Below are 17,248 nucleotides of genomic sequence, written 5' to 3' on the forward strand. Positions count from 1 at the left end.
AGATTAAAGTTTTCCTCTTAGATACTGGTTAACTGCAATGTCAGCTATCTTCTTGACAAACCCCAAGATGGTTTTCGCTTCCTCTAAATCGACCTCTGTTCCTTTCTTTTTCAAGATTTGTACAACTCTTTCGGGGGTTAAATCGTTCGCTTTTTCTTTCTCCATCTTCAACTGATTTTTGCTTGTTAACCACACGGATTAATCCGCACAGACAAACTTATTGCACTGATGGACTGGATATTGGATTGTGTCTTTGGGTTGAATTACTTGGCATAGTCTGCCTGTTTAGAACCATTTCGGCAATGCTGTTCCTCATTACTTCCACGTTTGGTTATGCCTAAAAAGCGAATATGCCTGTTGTTCACGTTTCATGGAGCAAAGGTTAGACGTGTTCTTAACGGAAGCAAAAGGTCATGCAAGTTTGAAGAAAAATCTCCACCCGTTGGGTAGTATTTGTTTTCCAAAACCTTGTGCATCCTAAACACTAACCTAAACTGCTCCCGAAACGAAACACAGCATACTCCGGCTCTTTACACGAATAAAAAAAATGTCAGGCATGAGGAATATAAGCATTGGAAATGGTATTGAAACAAAACAACAGCACCACCTCTCATTGCCGAATAAATAAAAAAAATTAATTCAAAACAGTAAAGAAATGACACATCAAATAAATACATCGGAAGCAAGGGTATATGTCGGCACATACGCAAAATATAATGGCGGTTCAATCTTCGGGGAATGGCTAACGCTATCCGAATATGCGGACAAAGACGAATTTTACGATGCTTGCAGGGAGTTGCACGATGACGAGGAAGACCCCGAATTTATGTTTCAAGATTACGAGAATATCCCGAACGGCTTAATCGGCGAAAGTTGGATAAGCGATAGCATATTTGAGTTTTTGGAGGCTTTGGAAGATATGGACGAAACCCGAAAAAAGGCGTTTCTAATATGGTGCGACAACGAACACCGTAAGCTATCCGAGGGGGATATTGATGACCTAATAAGCGACTTTGACAATGACTATATAGGGGAATACAAGGACGAGGAAGATTTTGCCTATGAACAGGTAGAGCAAATGGACTTGCCCGAATTTGCAAAAACGTACTTCGATTATGAGGCTTATGCCCATGACCTGTTTTGCGGTGATTATTGGAGTGATGGCGGTCATGTATTCTACAATTCATAAAACTTCGGGAACGGTGCGCCGTTCCCATCTTTATTAAAATCCGGTGGGCAAAAAGACAGGTCCTTTCGATGGTCGGAACCGTCTTTTTGCGGAAAGCGGAACAACCCCTTTGTTAAATGCAGTCACTCTACAACTCCCTATATCCGCATTTCCCAAAGAGGCTGTAGATTGCCGTTCTACTTTCTTTCGTGAGTTGAAACGAAAAAGAAAGTAGCAAAGAAACCTACGTTTATCGTTGACTTTTAAAATATTCCAATGCTATTTCGCTAACACCCACACTGAAATATTTTTTGTTTCTGCTCAACGCTTTAACGGCTGTCGCCATTTCTTCGGGGTCGGAGAGTTTCAAGACATAACCTGAAACGCCTGCTTTTAGCATATCTGTTATGCTTTCCGTGTCATCTTCCATACTTGAAATTAGGACTTTCAAATCGGGATGCTTTTCAAGTAAAAGTTTAGCCGTAGTAAAGTCTTCCTCAATGAGACAGACATCCGGCAACTTGCCACTCTCTTTTATTTTTTGCAGGGCATCCTGCCCGTAATCCGAATGGAACAATACCGTATATCCCGAATTTTCAAGTTGCTTTACAGACATATCCCGAAGCTGTGGATTGTCATCTATGACCGCTACATAGACATTGTTTTCATTGTCTTTTCCAGTATTCATAATATCTGTTTTAAAAGTAGCGACCTGCAATAAAAAAAGCGCAGGCAACTACACTTACCGATACTGGGGCACTGGTATGCCTGACAACGAATAAGCGAGCACCCACGCCTATGGCGTGAGTATTCCTACTTATTGTCTCGTTGTCTTAAAAATTACCAGTTTTCAGTATCGAGACTTAAAGCAAAAACACTTTAAGAATTTTAATATTTTACAATTACAAAGGTAATGATGTCGATTCTATTACGCAACCGTATAATGTTCTTATCTTGCATATTCATTCTTTATTCTCAGCCCTACAATTCGATCGAAGATGTCTCGAATTAAGCTTAATCATTCGTTCCATATATCTTCCGAAACTCGTTCTCAATTTCTGTGGAGATTTGTTCAAGTTCCGTTAATGTTCCTTCAAATGCACCAATATTCCAGATTCCTGCTATATAGTACCCATCATTATTTTGCGCATTAAATTCCATTTCTTCCTCTGTTTGTTCGGGAAACAATCCTCCATTATATGTCTCAATAAACTCGTCAACTGTTGGAATGAGGGCATCAATTTTTTCGCAAAGTTGTTTAGGAAATAGAAGTCGATTTTGATGATAAATGTCTTTGAATTCGTGTCGGAAGTTTATCAAATATCTTACTTCTTCGTCTGGCTTTATGTGTTGAGTAAATTTTTCACCTTTCATCATGTAATTAATAACTGATGTCATTCTTTGAAACTTCTGAAAAGTGTCATGAATTGCGTCCACTTGCTTTTGATGGTTGGTTTTAAATTTTACAAGGTCTTTGTCAAGATTTGACTGAAATTTCTTGAGTGATTGTTCTGACACCTCTTGAGCAATTAATTCTGACCTCTTCACTAAATATTTCCATGTGAGGATAAGAACTACAGCCAGAGCAATTACAAGTATTACTCCTCCAATGCCAAAAACTTGTTCGATAGCGTTTAGCTTTTTAACTACTTTGTCAATCTCATTCACTTGCATTGTGTTTTTTTTGTTCATTATAATTTCGGAAATTTCCAGTTAGTACGGTTTCCATTACTAATATGGTGTTCAATCAGTTTATTCATTTCTTTACTGTCTTTAGAATCTCATCAAGTGTATATAAGAAGTCTAGAATTTGCCCTGTCGTAACTTTTTTAGGCGTATGCACTAAAGTATTTCTAAAGGTTCTAAGTCTGTCAATTTGAAGAGATTGTTCCTTATCAAGGTAACCGTTTTCAAGCAACATTCTATTAGCTTCACGAACACTCAAAAATCTATCGGTTTGCTTACGAGCCAATGTTATTAGTTTTTCTTCAAGTTCAGCCCACGATTTAAGAAACTCGCCTAAGTCACCTGTTCTTAGCTCTTTGTCAGCGATATACTTTATTTGTTGGCATAATTCGAAGATTGGGTCTTTATCAGGATACAATGATTTTATTGGAATTTGGTCAAATCCTTTTCCCCAAAACGATTTATTGTTTGGTATTTTAAATTTAGCAAGAAGTCTGTTGTTGAAGTCAAGTTCAGTTTTTGTGTCATAGCTTGTTGTAATGTCATCTGTACCCGCTAAATAACCTTCTTGAAAATATGGTCGCAAAGCTGTCGGTGGGCAAATACTTAACAGTCTAATATTTATTAAATCGTGTTCTGAATTAATTGTAATTCTATTAGTCAAATATGGAAGTCCAAAAACAAAAACATAGGCAAAATCTTCCGCATTGTCCATCGTTGCAAACGAACAAGCAACTCTTAAAGAATGGGTAAAATCAAGATAAGGAGTGTGGCATACTTCATAATGCTGTAATACACTCCATTGAACAGCTTTTCTTCTTTTGAGTTCTTTGTAACCCTCTATCTTTTTGCTATCAAAGAGGTCAACCAAAGCCTTGCTTGCTCCTTCTAAAATGTCAAACCGATTTGTAAGTTCACGAATTGGTAAATAGTCCCCTCGATAAATGCTGGGATAAAATGAAGAGCTCCCGGCCTTGTTTTTATAGTCTCTGGACTGTCCTCGATAAAAAATTAAATGGTCTTTGTTTTTGAAAGCTAATTTGGCCGTGTGTTCAACAAGTTCTCTAAATGTCTCAACCGGAAACGGATCACTCGCACCAACTTTGGACGGGTCACCAAAGTGTTTCAACAATTCGTCTGTTAGTTCAGGTTGTATTCGTCGCATTTGATTTTTTTTATATCTGCTTGGAGCTTCGAAAAGCAGTAGATTTCGAAGTGCTACACTTATGCCAGAATTGAATTTGATAGGGATTAAAGCTTTATTTAGATAATCAACTCCACTTTCTTGCCAAATACCTGTTAGCGATGCGGGCTTATCTTTTTGCTATTCTTCACATTCTTTCTTCCATCGTTTATAATAATTTTGAAGCCCCGTCCGTCTGCCACCTTGAAAGTATTTTCCATTATTCAAGGTATCAATTAGCTTTTCAATGTCTTTTGCGTGGTCAGTGTCCCAATTTAGTTCTCGAATAAGATAAGCTCCTATGATGTCAGCATTTATAGATGGTTCATATTTATGCAATGCAAGAATATATGTTTTGGCTTGCTCCTCATCTGAATGATGAGAAATACCCGTTGACATATTAATACTGTTTGTCAGACTCTTCATAGCTTTTTTTACTATACAAGAGGGCTCTGGATATGCTGAAACAGCATGTTGATTCCCACGAAGTTCGGTCGGATTCCAAGTCTGAACCCACTTATCCAGTCCGTTTGCGAGCCAAGGAATGGCAATTATTGCTTTTACAGAATAAAAGTCGTCAATTGGGGATAAGTCATCATTATCTAGTCCACAAGTGATGACAATTTCAGAGGTAGTGTAACTGTCTTTATAAGTTCTTTTTGTTTCAAATTTAAAAACTGGTTTACAATTTTTAAATTTCGTTCCTTTAAATAATTGTTTTACGACATCTATACCAAACAATCTCTCAAACCAACCTGTATTATTTTTTGTATGTATTAAAATAATCACTTTTTTGATTTCTTGGTCTTTGTCGGCAAGTTCACAAGCATAACGCATTGCTTCTTTATAAGCATCATCATCATTACCGCTTGTAGCTATAAAAAATCTGTGTTTACTCATATCTACTTTTTTATTTCTGTATTTGTTGTTGTCTTCTATTACACTAATTTCTTTTGCAAACTTATGGTTTTTGAATCTCCGTATTTTGGGATGCCTTTTTCTGCCTTGAATAACTCCACAGGAAAAGCACACCGAATATAATTAGGGCGTAAGCTATCCATTTGCCCACACGTTCGATAAACTTAATCGCAACCGATTTTTCATATGATGAAAAGCCCTCCGCTCCGGTCGAGCTACGTCTGTAAAACTTCCTGCGGTTAATCCAGTAACGCAGAACTAACCCCAAAACCAATGCTATTATGCCTAAAACCAGTGATGCACCCATAACGATAAACACCTATATTTCAATCTCTAAATTTACAAAATCTATTTGTTTTGCTCCACAGCAAAATAGAACACAGTTTAATCAAAAAATCCCGCCACTATGGACGGGATTTGCCGTCTTTAATCACGGCTATTAAACTGGAAACTTATTTGCTTTTCGTTCCCGAAGTTGTCCGAAATCCAAATATCAAACGACTGTGATACGGTGGATTGGGAAGTGTAATACAGCCTAAATTGTGTCTGTGGCAACACGTACACGTCATTGGGCATATACGGCGGTTCGCTGTAATACCGCAATGTTCCCTGTCCGTCAAACTGGAAATAGCGGATGTAGTATTTCGCATCATTGAAATTGCCCGACCGTTGAACGGTAATCCGTATTTCAACGGTCTGTCCGTTCGCTACCTCTTTGGGTACAGGCATCACCTGTATCTCAAAAGGGTAATTCTGTTGTATATCGAGTTCGTCTTTTTCACACGAAGTCAGCACCACGGCGCAGACCAACATCGCCAAGAGCATGAACATTGCCTGCAAATGTAGGCCGTACTTTCTGATTAATATTTTCATCGTAAATCAATTTTAAAAGTTAAACCTTAGTCCAATCCCTGCCGATGGACGGAACTGTTTCAAATCCGTGCCCCATAATACTTTTGTCCGCCCTTGCAGGAGCAGGACAAAGCGGTCGGACAGGTACGTTTCGAGCGTGAGCCGTCCGCCCGTACCATAGACAAAATTGTCTTTGTCGAGAATGGTCGAGCCGTCCGGTAGCATTGCTTCACTCCGGTTGATGGTTTCATAACCTGCCACGGCTGTTAGCCCTGCATTCAGCGTAAAGGTCTTTCTTGCATCGCCCAATAGCTGAAGACTGTAACCCACTTCGCCCGTATAGGTTTCGAGCGGTATCTGTACATCCCTGTAATCGGAAAACTGATGGGTGTACTCCGCACCCCATATCCAGTAATTGCCGTTCTTTCTGTTCACGGTCAATGCCAAATTCAGATAGTAATTGTCGCTTATTTCTTTGGACAGCATACCTGCGTTTATTTCCAATCCCTTTTGTTTGGGGAGCATTCGCTGTGCCTGTACCGCCTTCATGCTTAGCATGGCAAGCCCCATGGCAAAAATGTATCTCATCATTGTTCGTTCTTTTTGGGTTAATTAATCTTTAGGTGCATATCGCTTATCAGCTTGGCGTGTACGAGGTCGGAGTTTTCCACCTGCAATACCTGTTGTCTGCCCCCGTTCTTTTCAAAAATTTCGATAACCAAAACTTTGTCATCCGTGATGGTAAACTGGTCAAGCAGGAACACGTTTTGGTCAGTGGTATTGCCCGTTATTTCACCGAGCGTTTTGTACATACGCAACGGGTTCATTGCCTTTTCCTGCACCACGGTACGCTTGCCGACTTTCTTGTCCACGACCTTGAAATTCACAAAGTCAATGCTGAACGGAACATTGCTTTTGTTGCGCAGTTCCGTATGGAAATAGAATTTTCCGTTATGGACGTAGATACCTTTTAGCAGGAATTGTATGCCGTAGCTTTTCGCCCCAATATGCTTTACAATCCTTTTATTCTTTTTGTAAATCGTTTCCATGAGCAAGCCTGCCAGTGACGGCGAGTTGCTTCCCAATTCCTCAAACAGAACATCGTTACCGTTTTCCCTGTCCGATGCCTTTTGCATGGTCAGCAAATCATAATTCAATGTTGCAGGATAAGGGCTGTAAAAGACATTGAAATTGTAAAACCGACCATCGTCCGTGATAACCGAAAAATTGGTTTCCTCGTCAAAATCCCTTACGCTTGCCTTGATACGCAGTACGTTTTCCGCATCCTCGGCTTTGCCTGCAATAAGGTATTCACTGCCCAAATCCACGTAGCGGATGGCGGACGGAAATATGAGGTGCGAGGTTTTGCTGTACGTTACCTGCATTTCGTAAGGGTCAACCTTGCCCATACTCAATTTTCTTGTACTGGATGCAATTTGCTGTGCATTTGCACCTGTGATAAAGACCATTAAACAGACCATTGCCATGAGGCTTTTAAATATTGCTTTCATCTTCTTTTTGATTTTAGTTAAACATTAATTTTTTGAAACGAGGAATAGCTGATGACCGGCTTTGACGGTTACTTTCGGTGTCCTTACTTTCTTGGAGAAGTACCCCGATACCCCTTGCACCAACCCACGGGAAAGGTCGCCTGCCATCTGTTGCCCTGCCGAGCGTGTCATCATGATACTTGTTCCCCCCGTTTGGCTCATGTTGGAGGCTATCTCGGTAAGGGCATTCATTTCGGGGGAATACGGCACATATAGCCCTTGTTGTCCGTCCACGTCATACACGGTTATATCGACCGGAATAATGTTGCCCTCAAATTCGATGGAGGTTACCTTTAACTGCAACCTTCCACTTTGAAACTTGGCATTAGCCGTCAGTACCGTTCCTGCCGGAATGGAGCGGACGGGAGTTTGTGCCGTTTCCAACAAGCGTAAACGCACACCGCTTTCACCCGTTACGGTCTGTGTTTCCTGTACTACAGCCCTAATGCTGTTTTTCGGTTGTATGACCTGTTCCGAAACGCCTGCCGTATAAAAGCCACGGTTTCGGGTTTCGTTCCAGTTTGCCAAAAAAGCACTGTCGGTCGGTTCACGGTACAAGGCGGAAACCGTATTTTTCCTTACGGGGGTGAATGCCACGAAATGCTCTTTTTGCGAGGTACTCTTTGCCAAAGCTGTTGTGTCAGCATTGCCCGTCTGTGCCGGAGTTGAGGGGAGGTAACGGGAAGCCATTTCGTATGACTTTTCCATCAAAGCCAGTTGGTCTTCCACGGTCGTTGTAGGCGGTACGTCTTTTTCCGCCAGTTGCTCTTTCAGTTCCTCAACCTGTCTGCGGAGTTCCTTCGTTTCGTAATCGCTGTTGTCGTAGAACGAGGTCAGCGTACTTTGCGCACTTCGGTAACTGTTTAATGCAGGGTTGCTGTTCCTGCGTGTACCACCGCCGTAAGCGAAGCCGTCTTCGTAGCCCTCATCCGGTTGCTCCGCTTCCGGATCGGCGTTACCGTCCTCGCTCCAATAGTCGGATAGTGACAGGAGCGCATTGCGCTTTTCCTGCATTTTCTGTTCGAGCATTTCCTGTTCATAAGCCTTTTGCTTATCGGATTGAAGCCCTGCATCTGTCGCCTGTGGTACGGCATCGTTCAGACCAATATCCTCAACCGTTTTCTTATCGGAGGACGGTTTGAAGATTAGGTACATACAGCCGAAGAATACCACGCCCATAAGGGCAAAAATGATAGGCTTCTTTAGCTTTTCGGCTTTGTTCTGCGCACCGTCCTGCGGTGCATCCATTCCGTTTTTCGGGTCGTCATCTTCGACCAAAAAACTTACCCTCTTGTTTTCACTGTTTTTCATCTTTATAATTTGTTTTTTAAAGGCGATGAAGCTTGCATGAGTTGATGTTATTTCCCTTTTAGAGGCAACTCATGCAGGTTTCATACATTTTACGTTTTAAGATTTTGTTAATACTGTCCTGCGGAGAAACCGAGGATTTATTTTGGCCGTTAATCGGGTTTTCGATATGCTCTATGGTTAGGGTGCTATCGGAATGTGCTATATCGTAGCACACTTTCAACAGTACGGCAACGGACAATAGCGCATAGCCCAAAAAGAGCAGTAGCGTATAGCGGTGCTGTTTTCTAACAGGCATCGCTCGCCACTGTCCATCGAGCCTGTCAAACCAATTATTGATTGTTGTTCTTAGATTTTTCATGCCTTGACCATGTTTAGTGCTTGAAACGCCTGTTTTGGGAAGTAGCCTTTTGTGCAGGTGCATCGCTGACCATAGCGATTGCTTCCTTTGCTTTGGGAGCGGTCACGACCGACAGGTCGGTCAGTTCCGATTGTTTCAGCACTTGCCCGTAACGGTCTTTTTTCGCAACTTCCATGCTGTTAAGGAAGAATTTGCCGTTTAGGTACTTCACCCTCATAAGGCATTCTACCCTGGGCAGGTCTTCGCCTGCCCATTGCAGAAAGCAGGTCAGCAACAACTCCTGTTTAACCACACCTTTGGGGCTGTTGGCGAGATATTCGCTGATGCTTGCTTTCAGTTTTCCGGCATACGCACCCTGCGTATGGAAATAGCCGTCATACCCTTTTGCGGTAAGGATTTTGGCGAACGTGTTCAAATCTGATATTGCTTCCATAATCTTGACTTTAACGGTCTACGACTTCTATATGCCTGTTTTCCAACACGGCAAACTTTTCGATATTGAAGCCCTGTGGGTTGTTGTCAGACTTGACCGAGTTCAACAATAGGCATGAAGTGACCAAATTCCGTTTGGTCACGTTGCTTGGACGGATGATATACTGTTTGGCATACGTTCTTACGGCATAGGGATAGGTGTCGAAGTTGCAGACCACGCTGTCCACTTCGATACGCTGTTGCACATTGCCCGAAATGATACGGTTGTAATACCCTTTTTCCGAGAGGTCTTTGTAATAATCAAAAGCCGATTTGTCGGCAAGATTAAAAGCCCTTCTCATGTTGCTTTCAATAGCGTTCTTATCGGGTGCGAGCGTAAAGAACAGTTCATGGAAACGCTTAACGTGTTCCCTTGCCTCAACAGGTCTGTTGATGCTTGCATCCTGTGACAGTGCCAGCATCAAAGATTTGCCTTTGTCCAGTACATATATTTTTTGGCGTTGCGCCTCGGCAAACTGGTAGGACTGCCATAGGGCATAACCTACCACAGCGATGCAGAGTACCGCAAATACAATAGCGTACAGCCGTATTTGCCTAAAGCTGTTTTCGATATTTCTTAGTGTCTTAAATTCCATTGCTTCTTGATTTTTATTTGTTCATTAACCTGCCACCGATATTGCCTGCAACAGCCCCCGTTCCCGCTCCGGCGATGTTTCCGGTTTTCGATGCCGTAGAGTTTACGTTACGCATGAAGTTTCCTGCGCCCCCTGCCTGTATTACCCAACCTGCCACCGTTGGAACGGTGAAGTAGCCCACTATGCCAATTATCATGAAGATGATATACACGGTGTTGGATGTGTCGGGGATGTAGGTCGGGTCGGCAAGCATATCAATATCCCGTTCGATGATGAGGGATTGAATTTTTGCAAGCATAGAGCTGAACATATCGGCGATGGGCAACCACAGGTACACGCTGATATATCGGGTCAGCCATTGCGTAAGTGTGGATTGAAAACCATCCCATACACTTATCGCAAAGGCTATCGGCCCGAGAATGGACAGCACGATAAGAAAGAACGTCCGTATGGTGTCTATGACCAAAGCGGATGCTTGGAAAAGTATCTCCAATAGATTGCGAAACCATTCCTTTATGGCTTTCTCAATCTTATAGGCTTGTCGGTCAAGGTACATTCCCGACATGGTAGCCAAATCGGACGGCGACCATCCCAATTCGTCCAGTTTCTTATCAAATTCCTCATCGCTTACGAGGTAAGCGGTTTCGGGATTGCGGAGCATCGCCTCCCGTTCCAACTGGTCTTTTTGTGCCTGCAATTGGTTTAGGTCAAGCACTTGGTTTTCGAGCATGGCGTGTGTTCCTTTTACCACCGGAGACATTACCGCATTGATAGTTCCCAATACGATGGTCGGGAAGAACATAATGCAAAGCCCGATGGCGAAAGGTCGCAGGAGCGGAAACACGTCTATCGGTTCTGCACGGCTCAATGCCTGCCACACTTTCAGTGCCACGTAGAACAGTGCGCCCAATCCGGCGATGCCCTTAGCCACTGTCGCCATATCGGCGGACAGTGGGAGCATCTCATCATACAGCGAGCGCAGGAGTTCGTGAAGATTTTTCCATTCCATAGCTTACCAGTATTTTTGTTCAGCAGTTCCGTACAGTTCAAGCACCCTTTTGGTGTTGTTCTGTTTCTTAGCCCTCAAAATGCTTACGGAGATATTCTTGTTGGTGAAATAGCGGACAAGGCTATGGTAGTCCTTGACCTCTTTGTAAACCCTGTCGATGATGTCCATACGTTCCTTATCATTTAGGGAAAGTCCGGTCGAGCTTACAATCTGTTTCAGTTCTTTGAGCAGTTCGGTACTCTCATTCAATAGCGTGGAATAACCGTTGGCAATTGCCGTGAGTTCCTGCGGAGAGAAATTGGGGTCGTTCAACATCTTGCCGAAATTGTTCACGTACATTTCGGACACATCGCCTACGAGTAGCACCGTTTGCTGAACTTTTCGGGCATCTTTCACCAAGTTGTTTACGGCTTTCAGTTTGTCGTAATACTCCTTACCCTGTTCATACACTTTTTTTACCTCGTTGAAATTCTTTACCACGTTTGAAACCGTGGAAGAAGTCTGTATGATTTCATTTGCGCTGTTGATGATACCCGATGCAAGGTTTGCAGGGTCGGTCACAATCCATTGTGCCTTTGCGGACGGTGCAACGGCAAGCATAAATGCCGTACACACCAGTAACATTACTTTTTTCATTGTCTCTGATTTTTTTAAATGATTAATAATTATTTGCGTTCTCACGTCTCTGTTGGGCAATGCGTTTTATCGCCAGTTCCACATTACCGTCCAGTTCGGATGCCAGTTGCATGACTTCCATTTTTTCGGTTTCCTCGGTGGTGTATGCCAAATATTCTTCGAGCGAAACCTCTGTGGCATACACGGCGGAATGCGTACCGCCAAGCCCAATCCATACCTCTTTGTAAAGCCTTGACGGGTCATTGTTCTGATTGATGGAAAGGATTTGGGATTTTTCCTTTTCCGTCAGTCCGAGCATCGATTGGATGTCGTCAAACTTGTTCATGTACTTGCGTTGGTCTAAGAGGATTTTACAGTCGGAATTGTTGATGATACTTTCCTTGACCACGGGTGATTGGATGATGTCGTCCACCTCTTGGGTGACGACTATCGCCTCTCCGAAAAATTTTCTGACGGTCTTAAAAAGGTACTTGATGTACTCCGCCATTCCCTCTGTGGCAATGGCTTTCCATGCTTCCTCAATAAGTATCAGTTTACGCACACCTTTGAGCCTGCGCATCTTGTTGATGAAAACCTCCATAATGATGATGGTCACTATGGGAAAGAGGATTTTGTGGTCTTTGATAGCATCTATTTCAAACACGATAAAGCGTTTGGAAAGCAGGTCGAGTTGCTTGTCTGAATTGAGCAGGTAATCGTACTCTCCGCCCTTGTAATAGGGTTCAAGCACGTTCAGAAAGCCAGCAAGGTCAAAGTCTTTTTCCCTTACCTGTTTGTCTTCCAGTACCGTTTTGTAGTCGCCCCGTACATACTCGTAAAATCCGTTGAAAGAGGGATATTCACCGCTTTGCTTGATACGCTCGATGTAACCGCTTACCGCATTGGACAACGCCACTTCCTCCGAACGGGTCGGCGGTTCATCGTCACGCTTCCATAGCGTAAGGATGAGCGTTTTGATGCTTTCCCTTTTCTCGATGTCGAAAATTCCATCGTCCGTGTAAAACGGATTAAAGGCAATGGGGTTATCCTCGGTATAGGTAAAGTAAACACCATCCTCGCCTTTGGTCTTGCCCTTAATCAGTTCGCACAATCCTTGATAGGAATTTCCGGTGTCCACGAGCAGGACGTGTGCGCCCTGTTCGTAGTATTGGCGCACCATGTGATTGGTAAAAAAAGACTTACCCGAACCCGATGGCCCCAAAATAAATTTGTTGCGGTTCGTGATAATGCCTTTTTTCATGGGCAGGTCGGAAATATCCAAATGGATGGGTTTGCCCGTCAGCCTGTCCGCCATCTTGATACCGAAAGGTGATACCGAATTTTGGTAATTGGTTTCCTCTGTGAAGAAGCATAGCGCAGGTTCAATGAACGTGTAAAAACTTTCCTCTGCCGGAAAGTCACCTGCATTACCTGCCATGCCTGCCCAATACAGTGTGGCAACATCCACCGTGTTGTGCCTCGGCTTGCATTCCATCAAAGCGAGCGCACTGCCCGTATCGTTCTTTAGCTGTTTTAGCTCGTTCGGGTCATCCGACCACGCCATCACATTGAAGTGCGCACGGATGGAGGATAGCCCGAAGCTGTGCGCTTCGTTCAGATACCTTTCAATCCACTCTTTGTTAATCTGATTAGCACGGCTGTACCTTGCCAGTGAGTGCATGTTACGGGCTGACTTTTCAAACTTGCGCAGGTTCTCATCGCTGTTATCCAAAAACAGATACTGGTTATAGATATGGTTACAGCTAAGGAGCAGGCCCACGGGAGAGGCAAAGGACAACAGGCAATCGCTTCTGTCCGTGGACAGCTTTTCATACCTCGTATTTGCCGATACCATGTTGGGCAAATCGTCCGTATCGGACAGGGTGTGCAGGCACAGTCTTTTGTTGCCGATACGCACGTCCTCGCTTCCCAAAGCTATATCCTGCATGGGTGTTCCGGCTTCACTCGACAGGGTAAGGTACTGTTCGAGCAATCCCTGTGTGTCGCCTGTGCCGATGATGTCATCCTCGGTCAAGCGTTCCAGTTTTACAAAACCGCTATCGTTGACGATGCGCTCAAACTGTGCCACCGCTTCCATGAACCTGCGGACGGTTTCTTTATCCCTTATTTCTTTCGGGATAAGGACACCTTTGCAAAGCGAACTAAAGTTGCTCTGCATCCGCATCCGTTCTTTTGTCGTCTTGGTTAGGAACAGGTAACAGTAGTGGTTTAAAAAAGGACGTTCATTGAAATGTTGCTGATAGGACTTAGCAAGGAAACTCAATCCGTCCTGTGCAATATCCGGCGCATAACTTTCCTTGATGTACCAGTCCTGTTTGTGGACAATGGTGTAGTCCGGCAAGGTCTTGATAGCTTTGTGCCATGACGAATGAATGGCATCGTACTCCGCCGAAGCGACCGTGAACAGTTCCGGCAGGTGTACCCGAAAGCAAGCCGTGATGTCCGCATCCTTTGAAATGATGCAGTTTTGTTCCACCGCCAGTAATGGAAACTTGCTTTCCAACGTTGTGGCTTTTCCTGTATTTCTCATAGGGCGTTGGATTTAGTGTGGAACTTCAAATAGCGGTGTACGGCTCTGCGACAGATGATGTATTTCGGATGCCTTTTCTTTGCCCCGACTTTCATCAATCCGTGTTCGCCGTATTTACCGTTCAATGCGAATGTTTGCCAAACGATGAGCGATGCACCGCCTACCCCGACAAGCAGGCACACATAGGAGTTTACGCCTGCCATGTACATAACCATGACAAGGACAAGCACGCCCAGCAGACCACCTGCGAACATGAACAGGTACTGTGCTTTCAGTCCTTTGAACTCAACCGTCCTGCCGATACCTTTATTGATATTGTAATTGCTCATAGGTCGTCGGCTTAAAGGAAGAATGAGCGGAGAATGGTCGCCGCTACGATGAGGAAGATACAAGCCCCAAACCACGATGCCGCAGTCTTGCTTGTATCAGGGTCACCGCTACTAAATTTGTTGTACACCTTTACGCCTCCGATTAGCCCGACCACTGCCCCAATCGCATAGATGAGTTGGGTTGCTGGGTCAAAATAGGATGTCACCATCTGCGTGGCTTCTTGGATGCCTGCCGAGCCGTTGCCCTGTGCGAACACACCGAATGCCGACAGGAACGCAACGCCTGTCAGCAACACTTTTTTGCTTTGTTTTTCCATGATTTAACTGAATTAAACTGTTACTACTTCCCACCTCGTGCGGGCTTTCGCAACAAAAGTCTTATAGAAATCGAAGCGTTATGGGAAACTGGAAATCAGTGGAATTAATTGGCAGTGGATGGCATAGAGCAATGAAAATGTCTTATATTAGTACATTTGAAAACACTTGATTATTTAAACCTTATATTTAATGCATATCTCCAAAGTCAGCTTGGTAAATTATAGAAATTTTGCAAATGCAAGTTTTCAATTCAATAAAGGAATAAATACCATAATCGGAGAAAACGGTTCTGGAAAGACAAATGTCTTTAGGGCAATAAGGTTGTTATTAGAAGATGCTTCCCTGCAATATGCTTATAAATTGACGGATGGAGATTTTAATAGGTCTTTGGATAAGGGAAAATGGAAAGGTCATTGGATTATTATCAGTGTTGAATTTGATGAGCTTAACGATGAAGAAGCAATACAATCCTTGTTCATTCACGGTGTTGGAATTGCCGCAGAAGATTATGTGAAAAAAGCTACTTACAACCTTTTCTTTCGTCCTAAAGCGGACATCAGACAAAAACTTTCCGAATTAGCTGAAGGCGATACTGCCGGATTACAAGCGATACTCGATAGCATCACAATTCTGGATAATTACGAAACTTTCTTCACTGGCAAAAGCACTGCCGATTTTAATGACCCTGATGTATATAAAGAACTTGTAGGCGATTTTGAAAATGTTATTTTTCCATCTACAATTGATACTTCCAAATTTGGCTCTAAAATTCCACATCAATTATCTGTTTCCAAAGAAACATCTTTCACGTTTATACAAGCATTAAGGGATGTAGTAAGCGATTTTCATAACAATAGAACTAATCCTTTACTAACTCTTTTGAAAAATAAAAGTGGAGAAATCAAAGAGGAAGATTACCAACCTATCAGCGATTTGGTTGAGCAATTAAATGAAAGTATCGAAGATTTGCCTGATGTACAAAATATAAGGTCAGATATAAAATCAACCATTCAGGATGCTGTCGGTCTTACCTATTCTCCATCTTCATTGTCTATTAAATCGAGTGTTCCTAATGAAGCCGAAAAATTGTTACAATCATTGAAACTTTTTATCGGAGAACCCGGAGAGGAATATGAGGGCGGTATTCACGAATTAAGTTTAGGAGGTGCTAATCTAATATTTTTAACCCTGAAATTACTTGAGTTTAAGTATAGAAAATCAAAAGACACATTTGCCAATTTCCTTATTATTGAGGAACCGGAAGCCCATATACATAACCATATTCAAAAGACCTTATTTGACAAATTGGATTATGGAGATACTCAAATTATCTATTCTACTCATTCTACACAAATATCCGAAGTAAGTAATGTTGAGAATATAAACATCCTTGCAAAGAAATTAAATTTCGCGGAAGTATATCAACCATCAACTGGTTTAACACCTGAAAGCATCAATCAAATACAGCGTTATTTGGATGCTGTAAGAACCAATCTATTGTTTGCAAAGGGAATAATATTGGTTGAAGGAGATGCAGAGGAGATTTTAATACCCATAATGGCCAAGAAAGTATTTGGTGTAAGTCTTGACGAGCTTGGGATTAGCCTCATTAATATACGAAGTACAGGGTTTGAAAATGTAGCCCAACTTTTCCATGATAACCGGATAAAAAGAAAATGTGCAATTCTAACAGATTTAGATGATGCGATTTGTGATACAACAATTAATGAGGGCGACAGTGACCGATTAAAAAAATACAAAAGAAAAGTCGAGGCATCTAAACAAAAGGGATTGGGACGTAAGGCTAAATTAGATGCTTTTGAAGCAGGGAATGATTGGATAAAGGCATTTTATGCTGATTACACCTTTGAAGTTGATTTTATAACTGAAGGTAACAAGGATGAAGTAATTGCTATAATAGACCAAGTATATACAGACCAACCAACAAGAGTACAAGCCAAAACAGATATTGAAGATGGTAATGTTGCAATTTACGGAAAGCGTGTCCTTACAATGGCTAAGCAGGAAGGTAAAGGTTGGTTTGCCATAATGTTAGGTAAACATATTTCTTTTAAAACAGAAATTCCGAATTATATCGTTGATGCTATTCTTTTTGCCAAAGAAACATACGCTAACAATATTGTTGCAGATATCATTGAATATAGGATGAACAAGCATTTCGATGATGATAATACTTTGGATTTTTCATCTTGCAGGGAGACCCTTACAAAGTATAGAGCCGAAGAAGCAACTTTAAATGACCTTGCTTTTGACTTGGACTTGATAATATCAGATGACCAACTATTAACATTCATAGATAAATTGAAATAGGC

General features: G+C 42.4%; 19 protein-coding genes. 2 read left to right on the plus strand and 17 right to left on the minus strand.

Going from position 1 to position 17,248, the window contains the following annotated elements; translation table 11 throughout:
* Positions 1–3: 3 nt before the first annotated feature.
* Positions 4–165, minus strand: a complete 162-nt coding sequence (locus B0I21_RS20145) for a hypothetical protein (protein WP_166637837.1) — start codon at positions 163–165, stop codon at positions 4–6.
* 490 nt (positions 166–655) lie between these two features.
* Between B0I21_RS20145 and B0I21_RS11210 the strand changes: the two genes are divergently transcribed.
* Complete coding sequence (locus tag B0I21_RS11210; RefSeq protein WP_133640562.1) at positions 656–1,189, plus strand: antirestriction protein ArdA; 534 nt, start codon at positions 656–658, stop codon at positions 1,187–1,189.
* A gap of 229 nt (positions 1,190–1,418) precedes the next feature.
* On the opposite strand, the gene B0I21_RS11215 is transcribed toward B0I21_RS11210, so the two are convergent.
* From B0I21_RS11215 to B0I21_RS11295, 16 genes are all read right to left on the minus strand, one after another.
* Positions 1,419–1,856, minus strand: coding sequence for a response regulator (locus B0I21_RS11215; protein WP_133640563.1), 438 nt, complete (start codon positions 1,854–1,856; stop codon positions 1,419–1,421).
* Positions 1,857–2,182: 326 nt separating this feature from the next.
* Positions 2,183–2,860 carry a hypothetical protein gene (locus B0I21_RS11220; protein WP_133640564.1) on the minus strand — a complete coding sequence of 226 codons (678 nt, stop codon included), beginning with the start codon at positions 2,858–2,860 and terminating at the stop codon, positions 2,183–2,185.
* A 64-nt stretch (positions 2,861–2,924) separates the two neighbouring features.
* Positions 2,925–4,019 carry an FRG domain-containing protein gene (locus tag B0I21_RS11225; RefSeq protein WP_133640565.1) on the minus strand — a complete coding sequence of 365 codons (1,095 nt, stop codon included), beginning with the start codon at positions 4,017–4,019 and terminating at the stop codon, positions 2,925–2,927.
* Positions 4,020–4,178: 159 nt separating this feature from the next.
* Positions 4,179–4,937 carry a hypothetical protein gene (locus B0I21_RS11230; protein ID WP_133640566.1) on the minus strand — a complete coding sequence of 253 codons (759 nt, stop codon included), beginning with the start codon at positions 4,935–4,937 and terminating at the stop codon, positions 4,179–4,181.
* A 444-nt stretch (positions 4,938–5,381) separates the two neighbouring features.
* Positions 5,382–5,786: a DUF3872 domain-containing protein gene (locus tag B0I21_RS11240; protein WP_394346358.1), complete on the minus strand. Its 405-nt coding sequence runs from the start codon at positions 5,784–5,786 to the stop codon at positions 5,382–5,384.
* Positions 5,787–5,840: 54 nt separating this feature from the next.
* The gene (locus B0I21_RS11245; protein ID WP_133640569.1) at positions 5,841–6,398 is read right to left on the minus strand and encodes a conjugal transfer protein TraO; all 558 of its coding nucleotides are present in this window, start codon (positions 6,396–6,398) and stop codon (positions 5,841–5,843) included.
* A 17-nt stretch (positions 6,399–6,415) separates the two neighbouring features.
* Positions 6,416–7,318, minus strand: a complete 903-nt coding sequence (traN, locus tag B0I21_RS11250; RefSeq protein WP_133640570.1) for a conjugative transposon protein TraN — start codon at positions 7,316–7,318, stop codon at positions 6,416–6,418.
* A 24-nt stretch (positions 7,319–7,342) separates the two neighbouring features.
* On the minus strand, positions 7,343–8,668 hold the full coding sequence (gene traM, locus B0I21_RS11255; RefSeq protein ID WP_133640571.1) for a conjugative transposon protein TraM: 1,326 nt from the start codon (positions 8,666–8,668) through the stop codon (positions 7,343–7,345).
* A gap of 58 nt (positions 8,669–8,726) precedes the next feature.
* Positions 8,727–9,026 carry a nitrogen regulatory IIA protein gene (locus B0I21_RS11260; protein WP_133640572.1) on the minus strand — a complete coding sequence of 100 codons (300 nt, stop codon included), beginning with the start codon at positions 9,024–9,026 and terminating at the stop codon, positions 8,727–8,729.
* Between the two features lie 13 nt (positions 9,027–9,039).
* Positions 9,040–9,459: a hypothetical protein gene (locus tag B0I21_RS11265; RefSeq protein WP_133640573.1), complete on the minus strand. Its 420-nt coding sequence runs from the start codon at positions 9,457–9,459 to the stop codon at positions 9,040–9,042.
* Between the two features lie 10 nt (positions 9,460–9,469).
* Positions 9,470–10,093: a conjugative transposon protein TraK gene (gene traK / locus B0I21_RS11270; protein WP_133640574.1), complete on the minus strand. Its 624-nt coding sequence runs from the start codon at positions 10,091–10,093 to the stop codon at positions 9,470–9,472.
* 13 nt (positions 10,094–10,106) lie between these two features.
* Positions 10,107–11,102: a conjugative transposon protein TraJ gene (gene traJ, locus B0I21_RS11275; protein WP_133640575.1), complete on the minus strand. Its 996-nt coding sequence runs from the start codon at positions 11,100–11,102 to the stop codon at positions 10,107–10,109.
* A gap of 3 nt (positions 11,103–11,105) precedes the next feature.
* Positions 11,106–11,738 (minus strand): DUF4141 domain-containing protein, encoded by a 633-nt coding sequence (locus tag B0I21_RS11280; protein ID WP_133640576.1) that lies wholly within the window; start codon positions 11,736–11,738, stop codon positions 11,106–11,108.
* A gap of 22 nt (positions 11,739–11,760) precedes the next feature.
* Complete coding sequence (locus tag B0I21_RS11285; protein ID WP_133640577.1) at positions 11,761–14,268, minus strand: TraG family conjugative transposon ATPase; 2,508 nt, start codon at positions 14,266–14,268, stop codon at positions 11,761–11,763.
* Positions 14,265–14,597, minus strand: coding sequence for a DUF4133 domain-containing protein (locus tag B0I21_RS11290; protein ID WP_133640578.1), 333 nt, complete (start codon positions 14,595–14,597; stop codon positions 14,265–14,267). Before B0I21_RS11290 ends, B0I21_RS11285 begins: the two co-directional genes overlap by 4 nt.
* An 11-nt stretch (positions 14,598–14,608) precedes the next feature.
* A complete protein-coding gene (locus B0I21_RS11295; protein WP_021192140.1) occupies positions 14,609–14,914 on the minus strand; it encodes a DUF4134 domain-containing protein in 306 nt (101 codons plus the stop codon).
* Positions 14,915–15,104: 190 nt separating this feature from the next.
* Here B0I21_RS11295 and B0I21_RS11300 point away from each other — a divergent pair, with 190 nt between their 5' ends.
* Positions 15,105–17,246: an ATP-dependent nuclease gene (locus B0I21_RS11300; protein WP_133640579.1), complete on the plus strand. Its 2,142-nt coding sequence runs from the start codon at positions 15,105–15,107 to the stop codon at positions 17,244–17,246.
* The last annotated feature ends 2 nt before the right edge of the window (positions 17,247–17,248 follow it).

Origin of the sequence: Sphingobacterium paludis (assembly GCF_004364125.1) — a bacterium.
Classification (GTDB): Bacteria; Bacteroidota; Bacteroidia; order Sphingobacteriales; family Sphingobacteriaceae; genus Sphingobacterium; species Sphingobacterium paludis.

Excerpts from the sequence above, each read along its gene's own strand:
- B0I21_RS20145 (WP_166637837.1), bottom strand. The coding sequence starts at position 165 with ATGGAGAAAGAAAAAGCGAACGATTTAACCCCCGAAAGAGTTGTACAA.
- B0I21_RS11210 (WP_133640562.1), top strand. The coding sequence starts at position 656 with ATGACACATCAAATAAATACATCGGAAGCAAGGGTATATGTCGGCACA.
- B0I21_RS11215 (WP_133640563.1), bottom strand. The coding sequence starts at position 1,856 with ATGAATACTGGAAAAGACAATGAAAACAATGTCTATGTAGCGGTCATA.
- B0I21_RS11220 (WP_133640564.1), bottom strand. The coding sequence starts at position 2,860 with ATGAACAAAAAAAACACAATGCAAGTGAATGAGATTGACAAAGTAGTT.
- B0I21_RS11225 (WP_133640565.1), bottom strand. The coding sequence starts at position 4,019 with ATGCGACGAATACAACCTGAACTAACAGACGAATTGTTGAAACACTTT.
- B0I21_RS11230 (WP_133640566.1), bottom strand. The coding sequence starts at position 4,937 with ATGAGTAAACACAGATTTTTTATAGCTACAAGCGGTAATGATGATGAT.
- B0I21_RS11240 (WP_394346358.1), bottom strand. The coding sequence starts at position 5,786 with ATGTTCATGCTCTTGGCGATGTTGGTCTGCGCCGTGGTGCTGACTTCG.
- B0I21_RS11245 (WP_133640569.1), bottom strand. The coding sequence starts at position 6,398 with ATGATGAGATACATTTTTGCCATGGGGCTTGCCATGCTAAGCATGAAG.
- traN (WP_133640570.1), bottom strand. The coding sequence starts at position 7,318 with ATGAAAGCAATATTTAAAAGCCTCATGGCAATGGTCTGTTTAATGGTC.
- traM (WP_133640571.1), bottom strand. The coding sequence starts at position 8,668 with ATGAAAAACAGTGAAAACAAGAGGGTAAGTTTTTTGGTCGAAGATGAC.
- B0I21_RS11260 (WP_133640572.1), bottom strand. The coding sequence starts at position 9,026 with ATGAAAAATCTAAGAACAACAATCAATAATTGGTTTGACAGGCTCGAT.
- B0I21_RS11265 (WP_133640573.1), bottom strand. The coding sequence starts at position 9,459 with ATGGAAGCAATATCAGATTTGAACACGTTCGCCAAAATCCTTACCGCA.
- traK (WP_133640574.1), bottom strand. The coding sequence starts at position 10,093 with ATGGAATTTAAGACACTAAGAAATATCGAAAACAGCTTTAGGCAAATA.
- traJ (WP_133640575.1), bottom strand. The coding sequence starts at position 11,102 with ATGGAATGGAAAAATCTTCACGAACTCCTGCGCTCGCTGTATGATGAG.
- B0I21_RS11280 (WP_133640576.1), bottom strand. The coding sequence starts at position 11,738 with ATGAAAAAAGTAATGTTACTGGTGTGTACGGCATTTATGCTTGCCGTT.
- B0I21_RS11285 (WP_133640577.1), bottom strand. The coding sequence starts at position 14,268 with ATGAGAAATACAGGAAAAGCCACAACGTTGGAAAGCAAGTTTCCATTA.
- B0I21_RS11290 (WP_133640578.1), bottom strand. The coding sequence starts at position 14,597 with ATGAGCAATTACAATATCAATAAAGGTATCGGCAGGACGGTTGAGTTC.
- B0I21_RS11295 (WP_021192140.1), bottom strand. The coding sequence starts at position 14,914 with ATGGAAAAACAAAGCAAAAAAGTGTTGCTGACAGGCGTTGCGTTCCTG.
- B0I21_RS11300 (WP_133640579.1), top strand. The coding sequence starts at position 15,105 with ATGCATATCTCCAAAGTCAGCTTGGTAAATTATAGAAATTTTGCAAAT.